The following is a 26,072-nucleotide window of genomic DNA, read 5'->3' as shown; positions in this document are numbered from 1 at the left end:
ACACTCCAAGTGTACTTCAGAACGCTTCGGGCTTTGCCTCGCGGGCCATGTGGTCCAAAACGGCGTTCGAGAACTTTGCCTCGTCCCCTTCGGGAAAGAACGCACGGGCCACATCGACATATTCCGTGATCACCACTTTGGGTGGGGCGTCACCTTCAATCAGCTCAGCGCCTGCAGCACGGAACAGTGCGCGCAGGGTGGGATCGATACGCGCGATGGGCCATTTCGCCACAAGTGCGCGATCGGTCATCTGGTCGATTTTTGCCTGATGGTTCACCGCATCGCCCACCACTTTGCGGAACAGGCGGCTGTCGCCCTCTGCCATCGTGTGGTTGTCGAACTCTTCACCAAAACGATGATCTTCGAACTCGACCATGACGCGGTCCATCGTCTGGCCTGCTGCTTCCATCTGAAACAGCGCCTGCACCGCGAAAAGGCGGGCTGCAGATTTCATCTGGCGTTTCTGATTGCCGGAAAGCGTCATGCGATTGGGGTATCCTTCGTGTCACCGGCAAGTTTGATCGAATCCGTAAGTGTTTTGAACCCGACGCCCTTGCTTGAAGACGCCCATTTGCGCGAAAGCGCGACCAGATGCAAGGCCGCAGCGGCTGCCCCGCCGCCTTTATTTTGGTCTTTCACATCTGCACGCACTTCGGCTTGCTTGCGGTTTTCGACCGTCAGGATGCCGTTGCCGATACACAGCCCGTTCAGGCCCATCAGTTGGATCGCACGCGAGCTGTCGTTGCAGACAGTTTCATAATGGGTGGTTTCGCCCCGGATCACACAGCCCAGCGCCACGTATCCGTCAAAGTTTGACAGGCGGTCTGCTATGGAAATCGCGGTTGGCACTTCCAGCGCTCCGGGCACTTCAATCAAATCCCATGTGCCACCAGCGGCCTCGATCTCGGCCTTGGCGCCGGCGACCAGATTATCAGCGATATCCTTATAGTAAGGTGCAACAACGACCAGAAGCTTCACAGGCTTATCAAAGCTTGGGCGGTCCAGAATGTAGTGCTGCTCTGCGATGGCCATGGATCAGTCCTTTTGAATGGGGCGTGTGCCAGTGATGGTCAGCCCGTAAGCGTCCAGACCCACATAGCGCGTCTCGGGGCTGTCGGTCAAAAGCACCATTTCATTAAGGCCCAATGTGGACAGGATTTGCGAGCCCAATCCGATCTGGCGCACCGTGCGCGGGCCTTCTTCTTCGTCCGCGTGCAGTGTCTTGCGCGGCTCACGGAACAGGCAGACAACGCCACGGCCTTCACCTGCAATGATATTCATTGCGCGCGGCAGTTCGTCGGCGGGTTTCGGGCCTAGACCCAACACATCCTGCGCTTCTTGCAACGCGTGGGTGCGCACCAGCACAGGCGCATCGGTCGAGATGTCGCCCTTGATCAGCACAACATGCTCAATCTCGTGGGTCATATCGGTGAAAATCCGCATTTCCCACTCGCCCCCAAACTCCGAGGTGATGGTCTCGCGACCCGTCTCACGCACCAGATTGTCGTGGCGACGACGATAGGCGATCAGGTCCGAGATGGTCCCGATCTTAATCCCATGTTTCTGTGCAATTTCAACAAGCTCTGGCAAACGTGCCATGGTGCCGTCTTCGTTCATGATCTCGCAAATCACACCAGATGGATTGCGGCCCGCCAGACGGGAAATGTCCACGGCGGCTTCGGTGTGCCCTGCCCGCACCAACACGCCACCATTGCGCGCGCGCAGTGGGAAGACGTGACCGGGGGTCGCGATTTCGGCCGGGCCATTGGCTGGGTTGATCGCTGTCTCGACCGTCAGCGCGCGGTCAGCAGCGGAAATCCCGGTGGTCACACCTTCGCGCGCTTCGATCGACACGGTGAAGGCCGTTTCATGACGCGAGGAATTGTGCATTGCCATCATCGGCAAGCCCAGTTCATCGACGCGTGCGGCTTCCATCGGCAGACAGATAAGCCCGCGCCCATGGGTCGCCATGAAATTCACCGCAGTTGCATCACACGCATCCGCCGGAATGACAAAATCACCCTCGTTCTCGCGGTCCTCGTGATCCACAAGAATATAGATCCGCCCGGCCTTTGCCTCGGCGATGATCTCTTCCGTAGAAGCAATGGCATCCGACAATCCGGCTTCGACCGGACCAGGCGTTTCGAAAGTCGTGCTCTCAGACATAGCGCGTTCCCCTTAAGGTTCGGGGCTGAGTAGCGCAGCCGCGCGTTCAATGCCAGCCCAAAGGCGGCAGGGAAAGGGACCAAGACGTCACGGCAAATGCTTAAAACTGCCAGAGCGCCGGGACGAACTGATAGGCATCCCCTGCCCTGCGCACATGACCCACGCCCGGGAATGGGAAGTGATAGCCCAGAACAGCAATGCGATCCGTGGCCACCATATCCAGCAGACGATTGCGGGTGGCACCGGTTTGTGCCCCGTCTGCGTCGCGGCCCGAGAACCATTCAGGATGTGCAAAATTCAGGATCGCATGCGTCATGCAATCGCCCAGCGCGATCAATTGCTGACCGTCACTTTCAACAGCCACCGACATGTGGCCCGGCGTGTGTCCCGGTGTGTCGATCAGGCGGATGCCCGGCGCGATCTCGTGATCATTGCCAGCCAATGTCCATTCCAACCCTTCGGCCGTAATCGAATTCACAGCGCCCAGTACGAACTGCTGATCTTCAGGTGAGACACGATCCACCAGACCGTCTTGCATCCAGTGGGTGCGCTCGGCCTCGCCCATGATGTATTCTGCGTCCGGGATCACAGGCTCGTCGAAATCATCGCGAATACCCCAGATGTGGTCAGGATGCGCGTGGGTGATGGCGACATGGGTGATTCCCATTGGATCAATCCCAGCGGCCTCAAGGTTTTCCATCAACCGGCCCGTTGTATCAAACCAGCGATTGCCTGATCCCACATCGACCAGAACCTTCGCCTCGCCCAGTTCGATATACATGTGGTTGGTGTGGGAATAGCCAACGTCGGGATCAATATAATGCGCAGCCATGAAGGCCAGCTTTTCCTCTTCGGGCGCGTTCATAGCCTGCCCACCAAAGGGAATGGTGAAATACCCATCTGAAACGATGGTGATTTTCGCCTGCCCCAGCGTGAAACTGAAATGCGCCGGATTGCCATCGGTCGGCGCGCCCAGCATGGCTCGCGCTGTGGCAGGCATTGCAAACGCGGGTGCAACTGCGGCCAAGCGCAGCAAATCACGACGAGTGGGGCGAATGAGGGGCATGGGCGGTCTCCGTCACAAAAGGATTTCGCCAATCATATGCCCATATACGAATATTTCAAACAGAGATCACAGCAAACACAAATCAGGACTGACCGTAATCGGCCAGACGGGCCACATAGCGCGCCAGCGTATCAATCTCGAGGTTCACCCGGTCGCCGACCTTCGTCTGCCCCCAATTCGTGACCTCTTTTGTGTGTGAGATCAGATTCACGCCGAACACGTCGCCCTCAACCTCGTTCACAGTCAGGGACGTGCCGTTCAGCGCAACAGATCCTTTAGGGGCGATGAAGCGTGCCAGATTGGACGGCGTTTTGAACCGCACGCGGGTGCTGTCACCTTCAACGTCCATTGCGACGATCTCGGCCACCCCATCAACATGTCCGGACACGATATGACCGCCCAGCTCATCCCCGACTTTCAAGGCGCGTTCAAGGTTCACTTGATGCCCAACTGCCCAGTCACCGAGATTGGTTTTCGACACGGTTTCAGCTGAGATATCAACATCATACCAATTCTCACCCAAGGTAACGACGGTCAGACAAACCCCGTCGGACGCAATGGACGCGCCGATGTCGATCCCGGCCGTGTCATAAGCAGTTGATATCCGCGCGCGCATGTCACCTGCTTGCTCCAGCGCTTCAATACGCCCTACATCAGTGATGATCCCGGTAAACATGTGTTGCCTCCTCGTCGGTCTGTTGACCTTCGGTCTAGAGTAATTTTCCTTGGGTTTGAAGACATGAAGCAACCAGTCGAGCGTCCCGTGTGAAATCGCGAGATTTGGCCCCATTTTTGCCGCAAGTCACTGTTAATTCCCCTATAACCAACTACAGGTATCCCTATTACATCGTAGTCATCAAGCGATCTGGTGAGTTTCAGTATGGCGCGCATCACGGGCGAGAACCGTAACTTTTTGTTCCTGCAAGGTCCCCATGGGCCTTTCTTCTGGCGCCTTGCCAAAATGCTGGGCCGATCAGGTGCAAAGGTGTGGCGCGTAGGCTTTAACCGTGGCGATCAAGCATTTTGGCGCGACAAATCAAGCTTTATCCCCTTCACCGATCCGCAAGAGCAATGGTCCGAACGGTTTGAGCAGATTGTCGACACACATGGCATCACCGATATCGTTCTTTATGGCGACACAAGACCGATCCACGCGCAAGCAGTTGAGCAGGCCCGCGCACGGGGATTAACCATTCACGTGTTCGAAGAAGGGTATTTGCGCCCCTACTGGGTCACCTATGAACGTGATGGATCGAACGGAAACTCCCGCCTGATGGAGTATTCGGTGGATGATATGCAGCGCATTCTTGCAAATGCAGAACCCGACATTCCCGAAGCTCCTGCCCATTGGGGGGACATGCGCCATCATGTGTTTTACGGGGCGCTTTACCACTGGTTTGTGATGTTCCTGAACAAGCGATATCGCAACTTCCGACCTCATAGATCGCTTAGCGTCGGGAAGGAATTTCTTCTTTATCTTCAACGTCTTGTTTTAATGCCCGTGATCGCGGCCAACCGTATCTCTGCCACGCTGCGCATTCGATATGGAGGCTTTCCGTATCATCTTGCGCTGCTTCAGTTAGAACATGATTCAAGCTTCCAGATGCACAGCCCCTTCACCACGATGACCGAGTTTTTGGAACGGGTCATCTCGGATTTCGCCGAAGGCGCTGCAACACATCATCACCTGGTGTTCAAAGCCCACCCCCTTGAAGATGGGCGCGTGCCACAACAGCGCGAAATTCGCAGATTAGCTCAGTTCTACGGGATTGCGGACCGCGTACATTATGTGCGCGGGGGAAAGCTCGCAAAATTGCTCGATCACGCGCGGTCGTCGGTCACAATCAACTCGACCGCAGCGCAGCAGGTTCTGTGGCGCGGGCTTCCACTGAAGCTTTTCGGTGACGCGGTCTATGCAAAGCCTGAGTTTGTGTCCGAGCAATCATTGCCTGAATTCTTTGAATCCCCAACTCGGCCCGATAAGCGCGCCTACCGCGACTACAGGCATTTTTTGTTGGAATCCAGTCAGGTAGCAGGCGGTTTTTACTCCTCGCGTGGACGTCGGCAACTATTGCGCCAAGTCGTTGATATGATGCTATCGCCGCATGATCCCTATCATGCGTTGGAATATGGCACAGCGGCACCTCGGCAACAGTTAAGCGTCGTCAGCTAACCCTTTCTCATCACTGCTGGAAAACGCTCCTGTCTCACGATAGATTGCTGAAAATGAATCAAACCTCCATGAAGGGGTCGGGCAGTGAACGCTAAAAAAACAATTTGGACCAAACACTTGGCCTTGACGGCGGCATTAGTTGCCCTCGCAGCTTGTGGTCTGCCCCGCAGCGGTCCAAGCAAACAGGAAATCTACGCAGGTTCTGTTGAGAAGAACGGTGATGCATACATCGTTGACGTAGATACACGTGTGGCACGTGAAGCGGCTGAGGTTCCTGCAATTGGGTTCAGCAAAAGTTTTCAGAACAGTAGCGTTGTTGGCTCTGACACAATCCGGCCGGGTGACGTTCTTGGCATCTCGATCTGGGAAAACGTCGAAGACGGCATTCTGACAACAGCAGGTGCCCCTGCTACGCTTGAGCAAGTCCAAGTCGATGGCGCTGGCAATATTTTCATTCCCTACGCGGGACGTGTGAAAGCAGCCGGAAATTCGCCCGAGGCCATTCGCCGCGTGATCACCAGCAAGCTTGCCGAACAAACACCTGACCCGCAGGTCACCGTCCGTCGCATGGCCGGTGACGGGGCTACGGTTTCGATCTCGGGCGCGGTTGGAGGACAAGGTGTCTATCCGATCGAACGTCCAACCCGCACCCTGAATGCCATGCTTGCTCGTGCTGGCGGCGTATCGATTGAGCCTGAAATTGCTAAAGTCAAAGTAATCCGTGGCCGCAAAACTGGCGAAATCTGGTTTGAAGACCTGTTCAGATACCCGAATATGGACATCGCCCTGCGTGGGGGTGATCGCATTCTTGTCGAAGCCGACACCCGCACCTACACAGCGCTTGGCGCCACTGGCACTCAAAGCCGCGTTGGCTTTGAAAGCCAGACCCTTTCTGCGGTTGAAGCGATTGCACAGGTTGGCGGGTTGTCCCCGGCTACGGCAGATCCGACCGGCGTTTTCGTTCTGCGCAACGAAAGCGCAGATGTTGCTAACGCGGTTCTGCGCCGATCAGACCTTCGCGGATCGCAGCGGATGGTCTACGTCCTGAACCTGACCGAGACCAACGGACTGTTCATGGCCCGCGACTTTGTGATCCGTGATGGTGATACGGTTTATGTGACCGAAGCTCCCTATGTTCAGTGGTCGAAAGTGCTGACTGCCCTGACAGGTACACTTGCCACAGCAGGATCAATTTCGGCGCTGAATCAAAGCCTAGCTGCTGATTAAACGGGCCAATGCCCGTGAGCGATCATAACGAAAAGAAACAAGCCGCCGGGCAGCAGATGCCCCGGCGGCTTTTTGTTTATAATGGCGGCTTTCTGACACAGCCGCGCATCAAACGAATTCTAGAGCTCTCGGGTTGGAAAATCCGGCTTGGCGTTCCTGCAGCTGACGACTGGGTCGGCACATGGGGCAAAAGCCCCACCTCTGGCCGGGGCGAGGCTATGGCCGCAAGAAAAGACAGTTCAGTTCTGCGTGTTGAAGACGCATTTCTAAGGTCCGTTCTGCCCGGTCGGTCCGGCGAACCCCCTTTGGGTCTATTGCTGGATGACTTGGGTGTACATTTCGATGGCTCCTCCCCTTCGCGGCTTGAACACATCCTAATGAACGACCCGCTGGATGACAGCGCATTGCTAAACCGTGCGCGCGTCGCAATTGAGCGTATGAAATCTGGCCACCTGTCCAAATACAACGCGTTCCTGCCTTCTTTACCCGTGCCTGATGCGCCTTATGTCCTTGTGCTGGATCAGACCGCAGGGGACGCGTCGATCCGCCATGGTGGAGCAACTGAGGCGAGCTTTCGCGACATGTTGGTCGCCGCCCGTCTGGAACATCCCCATGCGCGTATTCTGATCAAAACACATCCCGAAACGCAGGCTGGCCACCGCAACGGTCATTTTGGTCCTGAAGATGCAAACGAACAGGTTCAGCTTATCACCGGTGCCGTCAGCCCATGGGCGCTTCTGGACGGAGCCATGGCGGTCTACACTGTCAGTTCAGGCATGGGGCTCGAAGCCATTTTGGCGGGCCATAAGCCGCAAGTGTTCGGCCAGCCGTTTTATGCGGGATGGGGTTTGACCGAGGATCGGCAGCCCATGAACCGACGCAACCGCAAACTGACACGTCCACAACTGTTTGCCGCTGCAATGATGATCTATCCCACTTGGTATGATCCCTATCGCGATATGTTGTGCGAGATTGAACAGGTTCTGGACACGTTAGAAGCGCGTGCGCGGGCATGGCGCGAAGACAACCAAGGCTACGTCGCCAGCGGTATGCGTCTATGGAAACGTCGCCCGCTGGCCGAGCTCTTCAAAGCGGGCACTGCAATGGTGTTTGATGACAATGCCGCGCGCGCCGCAAAGGGGGCCGATACGTCGCAGCGCCCGCTGATGGTTTGGGCTGGGAAAGAAACATCAGAACACAGCGCGCACCAAACGCCCCTACGCATTGAAGATGGTTTTCTACGCTCGTGCGGGTTGGGGGCAGAGCTTACTCCGCCCTTGTCGTTGGTGCGTGATGATCTAGGCATCTACTATGATCCGACGCGCGAAAGCAGGCTGGAACGGCACATAGAGAACGCGACCACCCTGCCCGACCATGGCCGCGAACGGGCTGCGCGATTGATCGATCGCATCACGACAAACCGGCTGGGCAAATACAATCTGGATCGCCCGCTGCCTGTGGGTCTGGACGATCTGCCGTCGGGAAACCGCATTCTTGTGCCGGGACAGGTGGAAGATGATGCCTCGATCAAACTGGGGACATCAACAGTTGCAACCAATCTGGATTTGCTGAAGCGCGTGCGGATCGAGAACCCCGACGCAGTGATCATCTACAAACCGCATCCGGACGTCGAAGCCGGATTGCGAGAGGGGCGCATTCCGACGGACGAGGCTTTACGTCATGCGGATCTGGTCGCGGATGAGTCTGACCCCATCGCGCTTTTGGATCATGTCGATGAACTGTGGACGATGACGTCCACCATGGGGTTCGAAGCCCTTTTGCGCGGGCGTCCTGTCACCTGTTTAGGTGCGCCCTTCTATGCCGGATGGGGATTGACCAATGATCTGGGCGATGTTCCAGACAGGCGGCAAGCGCGACCAGATCCTGATCGCTTTGGCGCATGCAGTTTTGATCGACTATCCGCGCTATTTCGATCCAATCACCAAAACGGCTTGTCCGGTCGAAGTGGTTGTGGATCGCCTTGCGTCCGGTGATCTGCCCAAAGGACGCCACAGCACACGGTTACTAGCCAAATTGCAGGGACTATTCGCCAGTTACGCCTACCTATGGCGTTAAGGGCTTGCGCGCCAACGGTGCAAGACATCGCCACCAATTTCGCGACACTCGACCAACGTTAATCTGGGGGCTTCGGCCAGTCGGCTTAAGCCCATTGCAGCCAAAGACGGTCGCCCTTCGGCACCAATCGCAAGGCCCGCGCCATAGCCCACAAGCTCATCAACCATTCTGGCCATCAGAAGGGACGCGGCCACCCCGCCGCCGCCTTCGCAGTAGACACGGGTCAATCCACGCGCGCCAAGTGCCTCAAGAACCGAGGCTGGATCCAATGCGGCCTGCGCTTCGCCCACTTCAATCAGTGTTGCCCCGATATCTTTCCAGACCGACAGCAGCTCGGGCGCGGCGCGGCGACCATGGCAAATCCACAAGGGAATTTCCTTTGCGGATTTCGCAAGTTTGCTGTCCAGCGGAAGGTCCAAGTGCCGTGACAAAACCACCCGCACCGGCTGGTGTTCTATTCCCAACCCGCGCACCGTCAGCGATGGATCATCATCACGAGCCGTCCCTGCCCCGATCATCACCGCATCATGGTTCGCACGCATCGCATGCACATGGCGGCGCGCAGCAGGCCCGGTGATCCACTGGCTTTCACCACTGGCTGTTGCGATACGCCCGTCAAAGCTGCTGGCAAGTTTCAGTGTCACCGTTGGGCGACCACGGGTGACGCGGCTTAGAAAGCCTGCCTGATCAATGCGCGCTTCGTCCTTGCAAAAACCCGTTACAACCTCGATGCCCGCATCCTTAAGCTTATCGAAGCCGCCGCCATCCACTCGTGGATCGGGATCGCCCAAGGCGCACACAACACGCGCGACACCGGCAGTGATCAACGCGTCCACACAAGGAGGCGTTTTTCCGTGATGGGCGCAGGGTTCCAGCGTGACATAGGCTGTGGCCCCTTGCGCAGCAGCACCTGCCTGAGCAAGCGCAACTGTCTCTGCATGAGGTCGCCCCCCCGGCTGCGTCCACCCACGACCCACAATCCGGCTATCACGCACAATGACACAGCCCACAGCGGGATTGGGCCACACGCGCCCAAGACCCCGCCGCGCAAGCGACAGGGCCAGGCGCATATACCTGAGAATCCGCGCCGGTCTTGTCCGCAGTCATAAGGCTACTCGTCGTCTTCCATCGGAATATCTGGTCGCAGCTCGCTGACAAACTTGTCGAAGTCATCGGCAGCTTGGAAGTTTTTGTAAACGCTGGCAAACCGCACATAGGCAACGGTGTCGATCCGGGCCAAAGCCTCCATCACAATCTCACCGATTGTCTTCGACTGAATGTCGGTCTCGCCCATACTTTCAAGACGCCGAACAATGCCCGAGATCATCTGATCAATCCGCTCTGGATCAACCGGACGTTTCTGCATCGATATACGGATCGAACGCTCAAGCTTCTCACGGTCAAAGTCTTCACGGCGACCGTTGGACTTTATCACCACGAGATCACGCAATTGCACCCGTTCATAGGTTGTAAAGCGTCCCCCGCATGCCGGACAAAAGCGACGTCGCCGGATCGCGACGTGATCCTCGGCTGGGCGGCTGTCTTTTACCTGAGTGTCGATATTTCCGCAAAACGGACAGCGCATGGGCGATCCCCTTCCTTCACTGAACCATGTGGGTGTGGGTCTATAACCACTTATCCACAGGCACTATAGGCGAGCCTCTAGGTCTTGTGTAGCCCGAATTGCACACACCAAGATAGAGCCCGCCCAGCGTCAAGTGGGAATGGCGGAAAATACTCCCCTGCCCAGCAAGCTTTGATGGTTGAATACTGGCGCAATCAAACACAGGAGGGCTAAAAATGTCCGTAGCACGAGTTACAGAAATTTCCGCAACATCAAAGAAAAGCTTCGACGATGCCGTTGAAATTGGCGTTGAACGCGCCTCAAAAACCCTGCGCAACGTGGTTAGCGCTTGGGTGAAAGAACAATCCGTATCGGTCAAGGATGGCAAGATTGAGCATTATCAGGTGAACCTGATGGTGACTTTCGTTCTGGAAGGCTGACCCCCCAAAACGCAGAACGCGCCGTAGATGAAACCCATCTGCGGCGCGTTTTTGTTTCCGGTCGTCAGTTTGAAAGATGCCCCACCACCTGCCGCCGATGCGAGGCCGTACGGTGTTCAAACAGATATATCCCCTGCCATGTCCCCAACGTCAGCTGCCCATCTAGCACTGGGATCGATAGGTTCACAGGCAGCAACGCGGATTTAATATGCGCCGGCATATCATCCGGTCCCTCATACGTATGCGTTAGATAGCTCATGGTTGGGTCCGTGCTGGGTGGCACCAACCGGCAAAAGAAATTGTTCAGATCTGTTTGAACCTCAGGATCAGCATTTTCCTGTATCAGCAATGAACAAGACGTGTGGCGTACGAATAAGGTAAGCAATCCATCACTTGCGTTTTGCGCGCGCAGCCAAGACGTCACTTGGCCTGTAAAATCATACAATCCCGAACCATGTGTGGTGATCTCAAACACGTTGATCATGTGCTTATCCTGACAAGAAAAAACCGGCGCGCAAATGCGTCACCGGTTTGATCTAACAAAGGCTGGTGCGACAGATCAATGTCAAGCACGCAGGACAGCGATTATGCTTTGGCCTTCTTTTCGAAACGGCGCTTAAAAATGCGCGAAAGACGGGCGAAGTGAGCCCATGCCATCGCTTTTACGTTTCTCAAGTGCCTTCAACGCAAGCACGCGCCCCAGTCGAACCGCCGATACCTTATTTGCAAAACCATCGCGTCGGCGCGGCGTATCAATTTGCCAATCTGGCTGCAGAGCCAATGGCTTTCCCCTCACAACATCATACATTTCAAATTACCCAGTGTTTGCCAGTAAATAGACTGGCGTGAACATTTCCCCGCCACATTCCTGCCACAAACCGCCACATTTTTAAATCCTAAGGTGGGGTTTTTTGTTCGTATTTTAGGAAACAATCTGTTCAGACCGGTGAATTATGTCTGATGGGTAGAACGGCTATTGTACACTTCCTAGCATAGGTGGAGTGGCTTTAACCCGCACTCTGGCAACCTGGATTTCTAGGAATCACACGTCATGTATGCCTCAGCCGGGCATCTCGGTGGGCCCAAACAAAAACGCCCCGCATTTTGCAGGGCGTTCGTTAAGACTGTAACTGGCTTTACTGATCCAAGAAGCTGCGCAGCTTACGGCTCCGGCTTGGGTGCTTCAGCTTGCGAAGCGCCTTCGCCTCGATCTGCCGGATCCGTTCGCGGGTCACGCTGAACTGCTGCCCCACTTCTTCCAGAGTGTGGTCGGTGTTCATGCCGATACCAAAGCGCATACGCAGAACGCGTTCTTCACGGGGCGTAAGCGACGCCAGAACCCGCGTCGTGGTTTCCTTGAGGTTTTCCTGAATGGCGCTGTCCAAAGGCAGCACGGCATTCTTATCCTCAATGAAGTCACCCAGCTGGCTGTCTTCTTCGTCGCCAATCGGCGTTTCCAGAGAGATCGGCTCTTTGGCGATCTTCATCACCTTGCGCACCTTCTCAAGCGGCATTTGCAGCTTTTCGGCCAGTTCTTCCGGTGTCGGTTCGCGACCGATCTCGTGAAGCATTTGGCGACCGGTACGGACCAGCTTGTTGATCGTTTCGATCATATGGACCGGAATACGGATCGTGCGGGCTTGGTCCGCGATCGAACGCGTGATCGCCTGACGGATCCACCACGTCGCATAGGTCGAGAACTTATAACCGCGGCGATATTCAAACTTATCAACCGCCTTCATCAGGCCGATGTTACCTTCCTGAATAAGATCAAGGAATTGCAGGCCACGGTTGGTATATTTCTTTGCGATCGAGATCACGAGGCGCAGGTTGGCTTCGACCATTTCCTTCTTGGCCTGACGTGCTTCTTTTTCACCCTTTTGAACCTGCTGCACAATGCGGCGGAATTCAGGGATATCGACGCCAACATACTGACCGACTTGCGCCATGTCGCCACGCAGCTTTTCAACCTTGTCGGTCGACTTTTCGATGAAGGCCTGCCATGCGCGCCCGGTCTTCTCGCCCATCTCGTCCAGCCATGTCGGGTCCAGTTCCCGGCCACGATAGGCTTCGACGAACTCACGACGGTTGATGCGGGCTTGGTCAGCCAGTTTCACCATCGCGCTGTCAATCGACATGATGCGTCGGTTGATGCCGTAAAGCTGGTCAACCAGCGCTTCGATACGGTTGTTATGCAGGTGCAGCTCGTTCACCAGCTCGACGATTTCCGAACGCAGCTTCTGATAAGCGCCCTCTTCCTTCTTCGAGAAACTGTCATCCTCGTTCAGGGTCGCGGACATGCGCAGATCCTGCATTGCGGACAACTGCTCATAATCACGTGCGATCAGCTCGAGTGTTTCAAGGACGCGCGGTTTCAGCGCCGCTTCCATCGCAGCAAGCGACATGTTGGCGGCTTCATCCTCGTCATCATCATCATCGTCGTTGTTGATGGGATTGCCGTCTGCATCCAGTTCCTGCGCTTTTTCCTTCTTCTCGGAATCAGGCGCGGCACCATTGGCGGCCGGTGCCACCTCTTCTTCTTCATCCTCTTCCAGCTGGTTGCCGAAAGTCGCATCAAGGTCGATCACGTCGCGCAGCAAGATGTCTTCGTTCAGAAGTTCTTCGCGCCAAATGGTAATCGCTTGGAATGTCAGTGGGCTTTCACACAAGCCCGAGATCATGGTGTTACGGCCGGCTTCGATCCGTTTGGCGATCGCAATCTCGCCTTCACGCGACAGAAGCTCGACCGATCCCATTTCGCGCAGATACATGCGGACGGGATCGTCGGTGCGGTCCAGCTTTTCGGTCTCGGCGGTGGCCACGGTGACATCGCCACCAGCGTTTTTGGTCACCAGCTCGGTCGAGCCCTTGTCTTCGTCTTCCGCTTCTTCATCTTCGATGATGTTGATGCCCATTTCGGACAACATCGACATCACGTCTTCGATCTGCTCGGAACTGACCTGATCGGGCGGCAGAACCTGATTAAGCTGATCGTAGGTGATGTAGCCACGCTCGCGCGCCTCGGCGATCATCTTTTTGACCGCGGCCTGAGACATATCTGTCATCGGCTCGGCGTGCTGATCATCTTTTTGATCGTTAGCGGTGTCCTTGGCAGCCATGGGCTCTCCTTGCACGAAAGATGCGGGTCTGGGCCGTTTGCGGTGATGCGAAGCGTCCTTCGCTGACGGCCACCCGCGCTTGGGTGATTCGGGACGGACGCAACACTGATTCGAATCAGTGATTCGTCCACAGCTGTAAGGTGGGTGCTTTAGCGGGGCTTTGCAAGCAGTCGACCCCGCTTGGCGAACGCATTAGTGGCTTTTTCGCTTCGCCGGATCAATTTCCGCCAGCAGAGCGTCCAATGCATCACGCTCTTCCCGGTCCATAAGCGATCCATTGTCCGCAATTTCATAGGTGGTTTTGTCTTCGGTTTGACTGCGCAGCGCGTTATTTCGTGCCTCGGCCGCCTGCCCCAACCGCCATGTCACGCCTTCGTCCGGCAGGGCTTCCATGTCAGCTTGCGCATCTTGCACCTCGCGACGGACCCCGCGCAAAGCTTCCAGTTTGGTCATTTCTTCGGTCAGACAGGCCAGTACGATTTCATCATCATCGATGGTTCGAATGGCAGGTGTGATACGCACATGGTTCAGCGTGAAGAGCTTATCCAGACAATCCCCCCCGACCCGGTTCAAAAGCGCTTCCTCAAGCGCCTCCGCACCGGAATGTGCATGCCCCAAAATCTCCCGTTGAAGATCGGCGTGATTCGTCCCGACCATGTCCAAACGCTCCATCCGGCTTTCAACCTGATCCAGCATGTCAGGGCGACGGATCAAAATGGCCAAGATCACGGATTCTCGTAAGGATTCTTGAGCCAGATCGTCGGCCGTTGCCAGCATAGATTCCTTGGTCGAGGCCAGCACCGGCGGTGTTTGCTGCCAACCCCGCCCCTTGCCGGGTTGCCAAGCGCGTTTTTGACCGCCCTGCCCTTTTGGGCGCGCCCGGAACAGCTCCCACCGTTTATCTTTGATGGCTTGGCCATAGTGATTACGGATCGACTGGTCCTGAATGCGGGCAATGGCAATGCGCAGGTCTTTATCCAGCGCAGCTTTGCGTTCGGGGCTGTCAAAAACCTTGCCCTCGGTTTCGCGCCGCCACAGAAGGTCCACCATCGGGATGGCCCCATCAATCAGCGTCTGCATGGCGCTGGTCCCGCTTTCTTTCAGCAGATCGTCGGGGTCCTTGCCTTCCGGCATGATTGAAAACCGTAAGCTTTGCCCGGCTTCCAGCAAAGGCAGTGCATTGTCGATCACCCGCATCGCGGCGCGTAGACCGGCAGTATCCCCATCAAGCGCGATGATCGGCTCGGGCGCGACGCGCCAAAGCAATCGCAGTTGATCTTCGGTGATAGCGGTTCCAAGTGGGGCGACCGTCGCACCGAACCCGGCTTCGGACATCGCAATCACGTCCATATACCCTTCGGCCACGATCAAAGGTTGCCCTTTGCCCGCCGCTTCACGTGCGGGGCCGTGATTAAAAAGGCTGCGGCCTTTGTCAAAAAGCTCGGTCTCGGGTGAATTCAAGTATTTGGCGTTGTCGTTCGGGTCCATCGCCCGGCCCCCGAATGCAATCGCCCGTCCACGCGCGTCCCGAATGGGGAACATGATCCGCCCACGGAACGTGTCATAGGGTTTGCCACCCTTCTGACTGGGCTTGGCCAAACCCGCGCCAAGGATCAGATCATCCTCGACATTCTTGGCCTTCAGATGATCCCAAAGCCCTTGCCAGGCATCCGGTGCGAACCCAATTTCCCAACGATCCAGTGCGGCTTCGTTCAGGCCACGACGGGTCAGGTATTCACGCGCTTCAGCCCCCGCACCGGTTTTCAACATGAGGCGGAAATGGCTGACCGCCATCTCCATTACGTCGACAAGCAGCGTGCGGCGATCCGCTTTTTCCTGCGCTTTCGGATCGCGCGCGGGCATCTGCATGCCTGCCTCTCCGGCCAGAATCTCGACCGCTTCAATGAACGAGACATTCTCGGTCTCTTTCACAAAAGAAATCGCATCCCCTTTGGCATGACAGCCAAAGCAGTAGTAAAACCCCTTCTGGTCATCCACATGAAAAGACGCGGTTTTTTCCTGATGAAAGGGGCACGGCGCCCACATGTCGCCTTTGCCCTGATTGGATTTTCTCTGGTCCCACATGACCTTACGCCCAACAACCTGTGTCAGGCTGAGGCGGGTGCGCAATTCATCTAGGAAACCGGGTGGCAGAGACATGTACTATATATCGGGTCGATGGCGGACAGAGTCCAGCCTAAGCACCAACTGCGCCGCGCACCATATCCCAATACCGATCCGCCACAGCTTCGCGCGACAGACGGCCCCCTTCGCGATACCAAGTGTTTACACCTGTCAGCATGGCAATCAGCGCCATGGTGGTCAGACGGATATCCGGCACGGTGATGGCACCGTCTTTTTGCCCTGCCCGCAAAATGGCTTCCAGCTCGCCCTCATACTGACGCCGCAGAACTTCGATTGCGGCGAAATTGTCATCCGTCAGGTTGCGCAGCTCCATATAAGCAATGAAAACCGCGTCGGGGCGTTCTAGGTGAAAGCGGATGTGAAAACGGGTGAAGGCCTCAAGCCCGCCCAGCGCGCCCTGTCCTTTGGGTTCTTCTGCCCATGCGGCCAACAGATCGTCCATATGCGCACGCATCAGGTCGAAAAGCAGGCTTTGTTTGTCTTTGGTATAAAGATAAAGCGCACCTGCCTGCACACCGACCTCGCCCGCAATTTGGCGCATCGACACGGCCGCAAACCCATGGCGTGCAAACAGCGTCAGCGCCGCCTCACGTACGCGGGGGCCAGTGATTTCGCTATGTGATCCAGTTTTCCGAGCCATAATCAAATGAGTAACTGAACAAACGTTCATATCCAAGCGTTTCGCGACGTCCCGCCAACATTGCACGCTGGCCGTCATGCTGCCTTGCAGCGCCCGAATGGGCTGTCTATGGTCGCCCAGACCAAAGCATCAAGGACCACCGCCAGATGACTCGCCCGTTCATGACCAGTTTGCTTCTGGCCTTCGGCACTCTTGTCGCCTGTTCGGACATGCCCGATTTCGCGGACGGGTCAACTCGGAACGCCCCCTTCCCGAATATCATTGCCATGGACGACATTGTGGGCCAGATTCCTGCGGATCAGGGTAATTATGGAACCGGTTCTTTGGCGGCACGTGCTGCATCCCTGCGCGCGCGCGCCGATCGGTTGCGGCGCAGCGCCGTGGTGGACGGGGCTACCAAGTCGCAAATGCAGGCGGCATTGGCGCGCCGCTAAGATTGCCCCGCCCGACTTTCAAAGGATTTTCCCCAATGCGGGCCAGCCTTGGATTGCACAGGGCCGCGCCTTTGGCTACACGTCGCTGAACGACAATAATGCCGACGGAGACTGACATGAGTGAGATTGCCCCCCTTCGCCTTGGGATTGCAGGTCTTGGCACCGTCGGCATCGGCGTTGTAAAGATCATTCGTCGGCAAGCTGCCATGCTGGAAGATCGTGCGGGACGTCCCGTTGTGATCTCGGCCGTATCAGCCCGTTCCAAAGACAAAGATCGCGGCGTCGATCTGTCCGACTATGGCTGGGAAGACGACCCCGTCGCACTGGCCAAGCGTGATGACGTGGACGTGTTTGTCGAATTGATGGGAGGCCATGAAGGCCCCGCAAAAGACGCCTGTGAGGCAGCAATCGCCGCAGGCAAAGACATCGTCACCGCCAACAAAGCGCTCTTGGCCCACCACGGACAGGAGCTGGCCTTGGCCGCTGAGGCCGCAGGCACACGCATCCGCTATGAGGCCGCTGTCGCAGGTGGCATCCCAATCATCAAATCCTTGATGGAAGGTCTGGCTGGCAACGAAATCACCCGCGTCATGGGCGTGATGAACGGCACATGTAACTATATCCTGACCCAGATGCAGGCGACCGGCCGCGGCTACAACGCCCTGTTCGATGAATGCGCCGATCTGGGATATCTTGAAGCCGATCCGAACCTTGACGTTGGCGGCATTGATGCAGGTCACAAACTGTCGATCCTGTCCTCGATCGCCTTTGGTACGCAGGTAAATTTCGACGCGGTAGAGCTGGAAGGCATCCAGCGTATCCAACTGGAAGATATTGAACACGCTGCCGAAATGGGCTTCCGCATTAAGCTTTTGGGCGTGGCTCAGATGACGGGCCGTGGGCTTGAACAGCGCATGTCGCCCTGCCTTGTGCCTGCTCTGTCCCCATTGGGGCAGCTTGAAGGTGGCACCAACATGGTTGTCGTCGAAGGTGATGCGGTTGAACAAGTTGTTCTGCGTGGACCCGGCGCGGGCGAAGGCCCTACCGCCAGTGCTGTGATGGGCGACGTGATGGACATCGCGCGCGGCATCTCAATCCCGGTATTCGGCCAGCCTGCCAAGACACTGCGTCCCGTGACGGGTGCCAAAGCCGCCAAGCCTGCGCCTTATTACCTGCGCATGTCCCTTTTGGACAAACCGGGTGCGATGGCCAAAGTCGCTGCTGTTTTGGGGGACGCCGGGGTTTCGATCAATCGGATGCGCCAAACCAGCCATGACGAGAAACTGGCCCCAGTACTGATCGTCACGCATAAATGCACCCGCGACGCATTGGATGCTGCGATCAAAGGATTTGCTGAAACCGGTGTTGTCGATGGTGATCCCGTGGCCATTCGGATCGAAAATCTGTAACTCAGATCGCGCAACGTTAACCCGCTTTGCACTAGACCGCTTCGCTTGAGCCCGACAGAGTACCTTCGGAAAAGGAGGCGTTCTTGGACTGGTACACGCCGATCGATATCTATTGCGAACGCGTCAGCGCGGCGTTTTGGGCGGAGCCTCTGAACGCCATCTCAAACCTAGCGTTTATAGCCGCCGCCCTTTGGGGCTGGATCGAGGCCAAACGCCGGGATCGCCTTGACCCGATGACCATGATCTTGATCCTGCTGGCCGGCATGATTGGCATAGGCAGTTTCCTGTTCCACACGTTTGCCAATGCCTGGTCCAGCCTCGCAGACGTGATCCCGATCTGGACCTTTGTGCTTTTGTTCGTATTGGTGGCCCTGCGCCGTGTCGCGGGCATTCAACCGGGCAAAATCGGCATAGGTATCGCCGTGATCGCCGCCGCCATTGCCATACTGTTCGCTTTCGGCGGAGATGGGTCCGGAAGTCAGACCTCTGACGCAAATCTCATCACTGAAACGGAAGCCGCCACAGCGCCGCTTGGAAGCGAAGATACGCATGACCACACGGATGAAAACAGCCTGCTGAACGGCTCAGAGCAATATCTGCCCGCCGTTCTGGCTTTGCTGGCCTTCACCTTTATGACGCGCCGGAATGGTCACGAGATTGCACCCTGGATCACCGCAGCTACAATCGTTTTCATGGTCTCGCTCACCGTCCGAACGCTCGACATGCATCTGTGTGAAATCTGGCCCACCGGCACCCATTTCATTTGGCACATCCTGAACGGAACGATGATCGCGTTGCTCTTTCAGGGGCTCATTCGCAGCCCGGATCTTCGGGAAACCACCTGAAAGCGGCGAATGACGCGCTTTTCGCCATGTAAGGCACTTGCCCCTGCCCCCCCCGGCGCTTAAACCGGAATCCAAATAGAGACAGTGAGGATTGCCCCTTATGGCTGATAAAGTCGTTTTTGCCGACCGCATGCTTTCGCTTGGTTTGGCCCGTGTTTCCGAAGCCGCCGCCACGGCCAGTGCCGACCTTGTTGGTCGCGGAGACGAGAAAGCCGCCGATCAGGCTGCTGTGAATGCCATGCGCGATCAGCTGAACCTGCTGGAAATTCAAGGCACCGTTGTGATCGGCGAAGGCGAGCGTGACGAAGCCCCGATGCTTTACATTGGTGAAGAGGTCGGTTCTGGTGATGGTCCCGCCGTGGACATCGCTCTGGACCCGCTTGAGGGCACAACCCTGACAGCCAAGGACATGCCGAATGCACTGACCGTGATTGCAATGGCGCCCCGCGGAACGCTGCTTCATGCCCCTGACGTCTATATGGAAAAGCTGGCCATTGGTCCGAGCTATCCGAAAGATGTTGTATCATTGGCAATGTCGCCCAAGGAACGGGTCGAAGCACTGGCCAAAGCCAAGGGTTGCGACACCAAAGACATCACGGTCTGTGTTCTGGAACGTCCGCGCCACGAAGAAATGATTGCGGGCATCCGCTCAACCGGTGCCGCCATCCGCCTGATCACCGATGGTGACGTGGCCGGTGTCATTCACTGCGCGGAGGCCGAGATCACTGGAATTGACATGTATATGGGTCGCGGCGGTGCGCCTGAGGGCGTTCTGGCAGCATCCGCGTTGAAGTGCATGGGTGGTCAAATGTGGGGTCAGCTGACTTTCCGCAACGACGACGAACGTGGCCGCGCAGCCAAGGCGGGCATCACCGATCTGGATCGCATCTATTCGCGCGATGAAATGGTCACAGCAGATGTTATCTTTGCCGCCACAGGTGTCACCGATGGCTCGATCGTGTCTGGCATCAAGCGCGAACCCGGTTGGCTGACCACCGAAACACTGCTGATGCGTTCGAAAACTGGATCGGTTCGTCGCATGATCTACCGCAACCCGGTTTCTGCCGACTGATGCTTGGGGCCCTCATCCTGATTGATATTCAGGAAGGGTTTGACGACCCGTTCTGGGGCGCGCGCAACAATCCAAACGCCGAGGCCAACGCCGCCCGGCTTTTAACCCATTGGCGGGCGCACACTGCGCCCGTCTTTCACATTCAGCACCTGTCCACGACCGAAGGCAGCCCGCTTAATCCAGATGGCGGGCTTGTTGCGCTGAAATCGATGGTGTCACCTCGTGATGACGAGCCTGTTTTGACCAAACATGTGAACTCGGCTTTTATCGGTACGGATTCTCGAAAAAAGGCTACGGAAGCTAGGCGTGACCGAAGTCACAATCTGCGGGCTGACCACCCCGCATTGTGTGTCGACCACCACGCGCATGGCCGCCAATCTGGGCTTTACTGTGCAATTGATACATGACGCTTGCGCGACGTTCACGGGCAACGCGGATAGCTCTTGGCGCGACGGCCAACCACCTACGGCCAATCAGATCCACGATGCAGCATTGGACCAGCTTAACGGAGAATTTGCGCAGGTGTTGTCGACCGATCAGGTGCTTGGATGAACGCGTTTTTAGGCATTGAAAGCTCTGTGACCGGGCGCAAATGGATCGGCCCCTCACCCGAGGTGGAACGCCAGGCCGAGGCTATTGCCCAGCAAACGACCTTGCCTGCGCCCCTTTGCAAGCTGCTGGCGCAGCGAGGCGTTCCGGCCCACGAGGCGAAGGGATATCTGGATTCCACTCTGCGCGACCTTCTGCCAGACCCGCGCAAGCTGAAGGACATGGACAAAGCGGCGACGCGTATCCTTGCCGCCCTAGATCAGAACGAGAAGATTGCTGTCTTCGCGGATTACGACGTAGATGGCGCGACCTCGGCCACCCTATTGATCGACTGGTTTCGGCAACTCGATCGCAAAATCACCCTATACGTCCCGGATCGGATCACCGAAGGATACGGCCCCAACACCCCCGCAATGGAAAAGTTGGCTGAAGATCACAGCCTGATCATCTGCGTTGACTGTGGGACGCTAAGCTTTGAACCCATCGCGGCAGCGCGCGCGAAGGGTGCAGACGTCATCGTGTTGGATCACCACCTTGGCGCTGAGACATTGCCAGATGCGAATGCCGTGGTGAACCCGAACCGCCAAGACGAAATCGACGCCCCCGGCTATCTTTGTGCCGCAGGCGTCGTCTTCCTTGTTCTGGTCGAACTGGGACGCTTGCTGCGCGAAGCTGGGCGCGGTGGACCCGACCTGATCTCAATGCTTGACCTTGTGGCGCTTGGCACTGTTGCCGACGTCGCCCCGCTTATCGACGCAAACCGCGCCTTTGTCCGGCAGGGCCTGAAGATCATGGCGCGCCGTGCACGCCCCGGCATGGTTGCTTTAGCCGATGTTTCCGGGCTGAACGAAGCCCCGCGCGCTTACCATCTTGGGTACCTGTTGGGACCGCGCGTGAACGCTGGTGGTCGCATTGGCAAAGCTGATCTTGGCGCGCGATTGTTGTCGATGACGGACGCAAACGAAGCCAACTCCATCGCTGAGAAACTCAATGAACTCAATGCAGAACGTCGCGAGATTGAAGCCCGTGTGCAAGACCTTGCTATGGAGCAAGCCGAGCAGCGTGGGTTTGATACGCCTTTGGTTTGGGCCGCGGGCGATGGTTGGCATCCCGGCGTTGTTGGGATCGTTGCAAGTCGCCTGAAAGAAGCCACCAATCGGCCGTCCATCGTGATCGGATTTGACGGGGAAGACGGCAAAGGCTCGGGTCGCTCGGTCAGCGGAATAGACCTTGGCGCGGCCATTCAAAAGTTGGCAGCCGAAGAGGCTATCCAAAAAGGTGGCGGTCACAAAATGGCAGCAGGCCTCAGCCTGTCACGTGACCAATTAGAACCCGCCATGGCACGGTTGAACGAGTTGATGGAAAAACAAGGTGCCGGCGCACTTGGGGCTGCAGATCTGGTTCTGGATGGCGTCCTAATGCCCTCCGCGGCCACCGTCGACCTGATCGAAACCTTGGAAGAGGCCGGACCCTTTGGAGCCTCTGCCCGCGCCCCGCGTTTCGCCTTCCCCGATGTACAAGTGTTTTTCGCCAAACGCGTTGGTCAAAATCACCTGAAAATCAGCTTTGGCGACGGGTTGGGGACACGGATCGATGCGATCTCTTTTGGGGCTTTCGATGGTCCACTCGGTCCGATGCTGGAAAACCACGGGGGGGCCCGCTTTCATCTTGCCGGGCGACTCGAAATCAACCAATGGCAGGGCCGATCCAGCCCTCAATTTCGGTTGGAAGACGCGGCAAAGGCCTGAATTAACTTGATTTTATCAGGCTGCAAAAAAGTAAAAATGCCTCTTGCGCGACTCTGGGCTTTGACATAGAAACCCCTCACCACAGCGTGGCCCGTTCGTCTATCGGTTAGGACGCCAGGTTTTCAACCTGGAAAGACGAGTTCGATTCTCGTACGGGCTGCCACTTTTCCCACATTATCTTTAAGTTGCGCGCGCAATTCACGCCATTTGCGGTGAAACTCTTGTGCAGATGCCCCTTGCTGCTGGGTGCAATTCCTCGCACCATCAGCCAACTTGATAAACACCGATGGTCATGATGTTCCGTAAAAGCTTCCTTTGCCTTGTTTTGTCTGCTTGGTCTGCAGTGCCAGCCAGCGCGCAAGAGTGCGATCCAACCACCCATTCTTACATTACCCTCCCCTTAACGATCCCGCTGCAAGAGCTGCAAACGCAGCTAAATACCTCGGTCGATGAAGTGATGCGTGGGATTGAAAATGATCCTGTTCCAGGCCGATTGGTGGATGACACACTCGGCTGGGCCGCACGACGGTCCGAAATCATTCTACGCCCAAGCGCGAATGGCGGCCTGATTGCGGAAGCCAACATACGGGGCAATGTGAAATTGACCGGTGGCATTCAAATCGTGCGTGGAGCGGTCGGTGCGCTTTTGAACCAAGTGGCCCCCGCGAACATCCCGATCAGCCAGTCCAGCAAGCTGGAGGCGCATGTTGTTGGAGATTTCAGACCAACCCTCAGAGAAGACTGGAGCTTAAACCCGCGCGCTGTGGCATCGGTACAGGTGACACAAGCCGAAGCGGTGATCGCGAAGCTGGGTAAAATGTCGTTCCGCAAGTTGCTTCAACCCACGGTCCAAGAAAAAGTCGACGAGCAGATGGCCAAGCTTAACCGCGATCTGCCTAAAGATCAGTTCCTGCGCAAAGAAGCGCAAGACCTGTGGGACGATTCCCACAAAGTGATTGAGGTTCGGGGCGATGTACCCGGTTGGATTGTGACCAAACCCGTACGGTTCGAGGCGGTTCAACCCTTTGTCGATCAACAGGAAAATGCCCTGCGTTTGGGGCTAAGCCTGTGCTTTGAGGCCGTTGGCGTTCTGACCCCGAAGCGACCCGATCGCCCCAAGCGTAGCGAAGTCCCGCCGCTGCAATTCATCGATGCAATCGAAACCGGTGGTATCTCAATCAGATTACCAGTGTCTGCAAGCTGGGACCGGCTTAGCGACATCGCCACATCCGAGATCACGCAGGCCGAGATGAAATGGCCGCAAAGCGGACGCGCGTTCAACATGACCCTGTCCAAGGCGGCCCTTAGCGGGACCGACGAGGGGGAGATGACGGTAAAACTTGGACTGACAGCCTCGAAAGGTTGGTTCAGCCGTGTTCTGTTTGGGCAGGAATTCGAAGGGGATCTAACCTTCACCGCCACCCCTCAGCTTACGGACAACAAGCTGACTTTGATCGATGCGCGTATCTCAGAAGAAAGCGACAACCTGCTGCTAAAGTCGGCCAAATGGCTTTTGAAAGGGAAATTGGAAGAGCTTGTCGAAACCCATGTGCATGCGGACCTTTCCGATGTGAAAGCTGAAACAGAAGCATCAACCAAGGAAGCCTTGCGCCGTCTTGCACAGGACATGCGTTACGATGGGTTTGGCGTAAGCTTCAACGATGCTGACATCAACTTGATTGGTTTCTCCCCAAACGACCGCGGATTGGAATTTACGCTAAGTGGCGTGACAACCACGCAAGACGCGCACGTGACCTTCGTTCCACAATTTTGAACCCGTTGAGGCCCCCAAGGTTGGAATTTCAAATTTCTTTGATTTCCCCTCTTGCGCTTCGAAAAAGGCTCGCCTAATAACCCGCCTACCAACAGCGTGGCCCGTTCGTCTATCGGTTAGGACGCCAGGTTTTCAACCTGGAAAGACGAGTTCGATTCTCGTACGGGCTGCCACTTGGTTCTTCCCTATCAGCACGTTGATACCGTCGCTTGCCATCTGGCAAGCGAGACCTCGTCTGCACAAAGCAGGTGCTAGTAGCCAACCAAAAACGTTGCCCTGCCCCCCGGGCTATCGAAGATTACCGTTTGAATGTCGCCATCAGGGGCGTAGTCGGCAGACACATCCATACAGATCGGTGCACCCGTTAGACCGCGCGTAAATTGGCGACAGTATTTGTCGCCATCCAAGGTCCAGGTGCCCGCGAAGGCAATACCGTTAAACACCCCTTCCAAAGACCCGTCAGCTTTAATGTAAACTTGCGAAACCTGTTCGCTGCTAAGCTGCCGACCTAGAATGGATCGAATGATATCGCCTGTTTGAGAGGCAGCCGGATTGACCAGCGACCACGTCCAGGAAATCGCAATCAAAAGAGTAACTATTGTACGCGATAACAATGGCATATGTGGCCTCGGATTTGGTAGGGTCTTTGTCGTGCTAAGGCCTGTCCACAACCCTGTCAACCAAACACGGAAACCTTACCGCCTTACTGTATAAGCAGCCCTGCCAGCGTGCTTTGACGCATATAGGGCCTTGTCCGCATCTTCAGCCATTTTCAATGGATCCGGTTGCGCGTAACTGGTTGATATCACCACACCAATGCTGGCCGATACACGACATTCAATATCTCTGAACACGATTGGGTTCTCGATACGCTGGATCAATCTTGAAGCTACTTTTTCCAGACGCGATGGGCAAACTTGATTGTCCATCACAATCACGAATTCATCCCCCCCTATTCGTGCGACCAAATCTTCGTCGCGTGTCTCTTGCTGTAGGATATCGGCAACTGCCTCAAGCACTGCATCCCCAGCCGCATGACCATGTGTGTCGTTGACGGATTTGAAAAAATCGAGGTCCAGATGCACAAGCGAAAACGGCACATTGCGTTTCAATTGCCGATTCAGTCTCAGATCAAGCGCACGACGATTGGCCAGCCCCGTCAGCCCATCCGTATGTGCTTCGCTTTTCGCGACTTCCTTTTCGTCATGAAGCCGATGGGCCAGTTGATTTGCAATGTCCATCGCAGCGGTCTTTGCTTCAACCAGATACAGCATCTCGACCGCAAGCTCGGTTGGTGCGAAATCCGACCCCGTCAATTCATAGCGCACGACTGCCTCGGCGATGGAGTACCCAAAAGACAGGTTCAACAAAACGCAGTCCATGTCCGGCATTAGCGCCACCGCCCCGGTCAGGGGCGTTTCGTATTCATCCCGAACTTTCAACCGAACACGTTTGGTGTCTATTTTCCGGACATCTTCAATCCGCTTGATATTTCTTGGGCGTTTAAGTTCGAGCAGACCAAAAACGTTTCGCCCGATAATTTCGCGATCCCCAAACACTTTCTGAATGGTCGGCCCTGCGTGCTGAACGATCCCCATACTATCAATCATCAGATGCATTGGCAG

Annotated in this window: 24 protein-coding genes, 2 tRNA genes and 1 pseudogene; 14 read left to right on the top strand and 13 right to left on the bottom strand. The window is 56.4% G+C overall.

All coding sequences use genetic code 11. From position 1 onward, the window contains the following. Window positions 1-16: 16 nt before the first annotated feature. The 5 genes from nusB to AC0L6A_RS07615 all read right to left on the bottom strand — a co-directional run bounded on the left by nusB (window position 17) and on the right by AC0L6A_RS07615 (window position 3,908). Window positions 17-484 (bottom strand): transcription antitermination factor NusB, encoded by a 468-nt coding sequence (gene nusB / locus AC0L6A_RS07635; protein WP_473293248.1) that lies wholly within the window; start codon window positions 482-484, stop codon window positions 17-19. Then, window positions 481-1,032 (bottom strand): 6,7-dimethyl-8-ribityllumazine synthase, encoded by a 552-nt coding sequence (locus AC0L6A_RS07630; protein ID WP_473293246.1) that lies wholly within the window; start codon window positions 1,030-1,032, stop codon window positions 481-483. Before AC0L6A_RS07630 ends, nusB begins: the two co-directional genes overlap by 4 nt. Before the next feature lie 3 nt (window positions 1,033-1,035). Next, window positions 1,036-2,166, bottom strand: a complete 1,131-nt coding sequence (gene ribB, locus AC0L6A_RS07625; RefSeq protein ID WP_473293245.1) for a 3,4-dihydroxy-2-butanone-4-phosphate synthase — start codon at window positions 2,164-2,166, stop codon at window positions 1,036-1,038. 100 nt (window positions 2,167-2,266) lie between these two features. After that, window positions 2,267-3,232: an MBL fold metallo-hydrolase gene (locus AC0L6A_RS07620; RefSeq protein ID WP_473293244.1), complete on the bottom strand. Its 966-nt coding sequence runs from the start codon at window positions 3,230-3,232 to the stop codon at window positions 2,267-2,269. 82 nt (window positions 3,233-3,314) lie between these two features. Further along, the gene (locus AC0L6A_RS07615; RefSeq protein WP_473293243.1) at window positions 3,315-3,908 is read right to left on the bottom strand and encodes a riboflavin synthase; all 594 of its coding nucleotides are present in this window, start codon (window positions 3,906-3,908) and stop codon (window positions 3,315-3,317) included. Window positions 3,909-4,112: 204 nt separating this feature from the next. Between AC0L6A_RS07615 and AC0L6A_RS07610 the strand changes: the two genes are divergently transcribed. The 3 genes and pseudogenes from AC0L6A_RS07610 to AC0L6A_RS07600 all read left to right on the top strand — a co-directional run bounded on the left by AC0L6A_RS07610 (window position 4,113) and on the right by AC0L6A_RS07600 (window position 8,708). Further along, window positions 4,113-5,405: a capsule biosynthesis protein gene (locus tag AC0L6A_RS07610; protein WP_473293242.1), complete on the top strand. Its 1,293-nt coding sequence runs from the start codon at window positions 4,113-4,115 to the stop codon at window positions 5,403-5,405. Window positions 5,406-5,489: 84 nt separating this feature from the next. Next, window positions 5,490-6,632 (top strand): polysaccharide biosynthesis/export family protein, encoded by a 1,143-nt coding sequence (locus AC0L6A_RS07605; RefSeq protein WP_473293241.1) that lies wholly within the window; start codon window positions 5,490-5,492, stop codon window positions 6,630-6,632. Between the two features lie 8 nt (window positions 6,633-6,640). Next, a pseudogene (locus tag AC0L6A_RS07600) lies at window positions 6,641-8,708 on the top strand (capsular polysaccharide biosynthesis protein). On the opposite strand, the gene ribD reads toward AC0L6A_RS07600, so the two are convergent. Both ribD and nrdR read right to left on the bottom strand, forming a co-directional pair. Then, a complete protein-coding gene (ribD, locus tag AC0L6A_RS07595) occupies window positions 8,705-9,778 on the bottom strand; it encodes a bifunctional diaminohydroxyphosphoribosylaminopyrimidine deaminase/5-amino-6-(5-phosphoribosylamino)uracil reductase RibD (RefSeq protein ID WP_473293240.1) in 1,074 nt (357 codons plus the stop codon). The pseudogene AC0L6A_RS07600 and the gene ribD overlap by 4 nt on opposite strands. 41 nt (window positions 9,779-9,819) lie before the next feature. Then, window positions 9,820-10,293 (bottom strand): transcriptional regulator NrdR, encoded by a 474-nt coding sequence (gene nrdR / locus AC0L6A_RS07590; protein WP_473293239.1) that lies wholly within the window; start codon window positions 10,291-10,293, stop codon window positions 9,820-9,822. A 215-nt stretch (window positions 10,294-10,508) separates the two neighbouring features. On the opposite strand from nrdR, the gene AC0L6A_RS07585 reads away from it, so the two are divergent. After that, complete coding sequence (locus AC0L6A_RS07585; RefSeq protein WP_473293238.1) at window positions 10,509-10,712, top strand: dodecin family protein; 204 nt, start codon at window positions 10,509-10,511, stop codon at window positions 10,710-10,712. Window positions 10,713-10,776: 64 nt separating this feature from the next. On the opposite strand, the gene AC0L6A_RS07580 is transcribed toward AC0L6A_RS07585, so the two are convergent. The 4 genes from AC0L6A_RS07580 to AC0L6A_RS07565 all read right to left on the bottom strand — a co-directional run bounded on the left by AC0L6A_RS07580 (window position 10,777) and on the right by AC0L6A_RS07565 (window position 16,616). Then, window positions 10,777-11,196, bottom strand: coding sequence for a secondary thiamine-phosphate synthase enzyme YjbQ (locus tag AC0L6A_RS07580; RefSeq protein ID WP_473293236.1), 420 nt, complete (start codon window positions 11,194-11,196; stop codon window positions 10,777-10,779). A gap of 652 nt (window positions 11,197-11,848) precedes the next feature. After that, on the bottom strand, window positions 11,849-13,831 hold the full coding sequence (rpoD, locus tag AC0L6A_RS07575; RefSeq protein WP_473293235.1) for an RNA polymerase sigma factor RpoD: 1,983 nt from the start codon (window positions 13,829-13,831) through the stop codon (window positions 11,849-11,851). Between the two features lie 192 nt (window positions 13,832-14,023). Beyond that, window positions 14,024-15,991 (bottom strand): DNA primase, encoded by a 1,968-nt coding sequence (dnaG, locus tag AC0L6A_RS07570; RefSeq protein ID WP_473293234.1) that lies wholly within the window; start codon window positions 15,989-15,991, stop codon window positions 14,024-14,026. Between the two features lie 37 nt (window positions 15,992-16,028). Next, complete coding sequence (locus tag AC0L6A_RS07565; protein ID WP_473293233.1) at window positions 16,029-16,616, bottom strand: TetR/AcrR family transcriptional regulator; 588 nt, start codon at window positions 16,614-16,616, stop codon at window positions 16,029-16,031. Window positions 16,617-16,762: 146 nt separating this feature from the next. On the opposite strand from AC0L6A_RS07565, the gene AC0L6A_RS07560 reads away from it, so the two are divergent. The 10 genes from AC0L6A_RS07560 (at window position 16,763) to AC0L6A_RS07515 (ending at window position 24,620) form a co-directional block, all read left to right on the top strand. After that, a complete protein-coding gene (locus tag AC0L6A_RS07560) occupies window positions 16,763-17,050 on the top strand; it encodes a hypothetical protein (RefSeq protein ID WP_473293232.1) in 288 nt (95 codons plus the stop codon). Window positions 17,051-17,166: 116 nt separating this feature from the next. After that, a complete protein-coding gene (locus AC0L6A_RS07555; protein ID WP_473293230.1) occupies window positions 17,167-18,459 on the top strand; it encodes a homoserine dehydrogenase in 1,293 nt (430 codons plus the stop codon). An 83-nt stretch (window positions 18,460-18,542) separates the two neighbouring features. Next, window positions 18,543-19,304, top strand: a complete 762-nt coding sequence (locus AC0L6A_RS07550) for a ceramidase domain-containing protein (protein ID WP_473293229.1) — start codon at window positions 18,543-18,545, stop codon at window positions 19,302-19,304. A 100-nt stretch (window positions 19,305-19,404) separates the two neighbouring features. Continuing rightward, a complete protein-coding gene (glpX, locus tag AC0L6A_RS07545) occupies window positions 19,405-20,376 on the top strand; it encodes a class II fructose-bisphosphatase (RefSeq protein WP_473293228.1) in 972 nt (323 codons plus the stop codon). Beyond that, on the top strand, window positions 20,376-20,783 hold the full coding sequence (locus AC0L6A_RS07540) for an isochorismatase family protein (RefSeq protein ID WP_473293226.1): 408 nt from the start codon (window positions 20,376-20,378) through the stop codon (window positions 20,781-20,783). Before glpX ends, AC0L6A_RS07540 begins: the two co-directional genes overlap by 1 nt. Continuing rightward, window positions 20,683-20,928: a cysteine hydrolase family protein gene (locus AC0L6A_RS07535; RefSeq protein WP_473293225.1), complete on the top strand. Its 246-nt coding sequence runs from the start codon at window positions 20,683-20,685 to the stop codon at window positions 20,926-20,928. The genes AC0L6A_RS07540 and AC0L6A_RS07535 overlap by 101 nt, the downstream gene beginning before the upstream one ends. Then, a complete protein-coding gene (recJ, locus tag AC0L6A_RS07530) occupies window positions 20,925-22,673 on the top strand; it encodes a single-stranded-DNA-specific exonuclease RecJ (RefSeq protein ID WP_473293224.1) in 1,749 nt (582 codons plus the stop codon). The genes AC0L6A_RS07535 and recJ overlap by 4 nt, the downstream gene beginning before the upstream one ends. An 88-nt stretch (window positions 22,674-22,761) precedes the next feature. Beyond that, a tRNA-Glu gene (locus AC0L6A_RS07525) sits at window positions 22,762-22,836 on the top strand. 129 nt (window positions 22,837-22,965) lie between these two features. After that, window positions 22,966-24,447 carry a DUF4403 family protein gene (locus tag AC0L6A_RS07520; RefSeq protein ID WP_473293223.1) on the top strand — a complete coding sequence of 494 codons (1,482 nt, stop codon included), beginning with the start codon at window positions 22,966-22,968 and terminating at the stop codon, window positions 24,445-24,447. A 98-nt stretch (window positions 24,448-24,545) separates the two neighbouring features. Beyond that, window positions 24,546-24,620 (top strand) — tRNA-Glu (locus AC0L6A_RS07515). Window positions 24,621-24,698: 78 nt separating this feature from the next. On the opposite strand, the gene AC0L6A_RS07510 is transcribed toward AC0L6A_RS07515, so the two are convergent. Continuing rightward, a complete protein-coding gene (locus AC0L6A_RS07510) occupies window positions 24,699-25,067 on the bottom strand; it encodes a hypothetical protein (RefSeq protein WP_473293222.1) in 369 nt (122 codons plus the stop codon). A gap of 75 nt (window positions 25,068-25,142) precedes the next feature. Continuing rightward, on the bottom strand, window positions 25,143-26,057 hold the full coding sequence (locus AC0L6A_RS07505; protein ID WP_473293221.1) for a GGDEF domain-containing protein: 915 nt from the start codon (window positions 26,055-26,057) through the stop codon (window positions 25,143-25,145). Window positions 26,058-26,072: the final 15 nt, after the last annotated feature.

It is taken from the genome of Aliiroseovarius sp. D2-2 (assembly GCF_055809455.1).
This window is presented reverse-complemented; position numbering and strand designations above follow the sequence as displayed.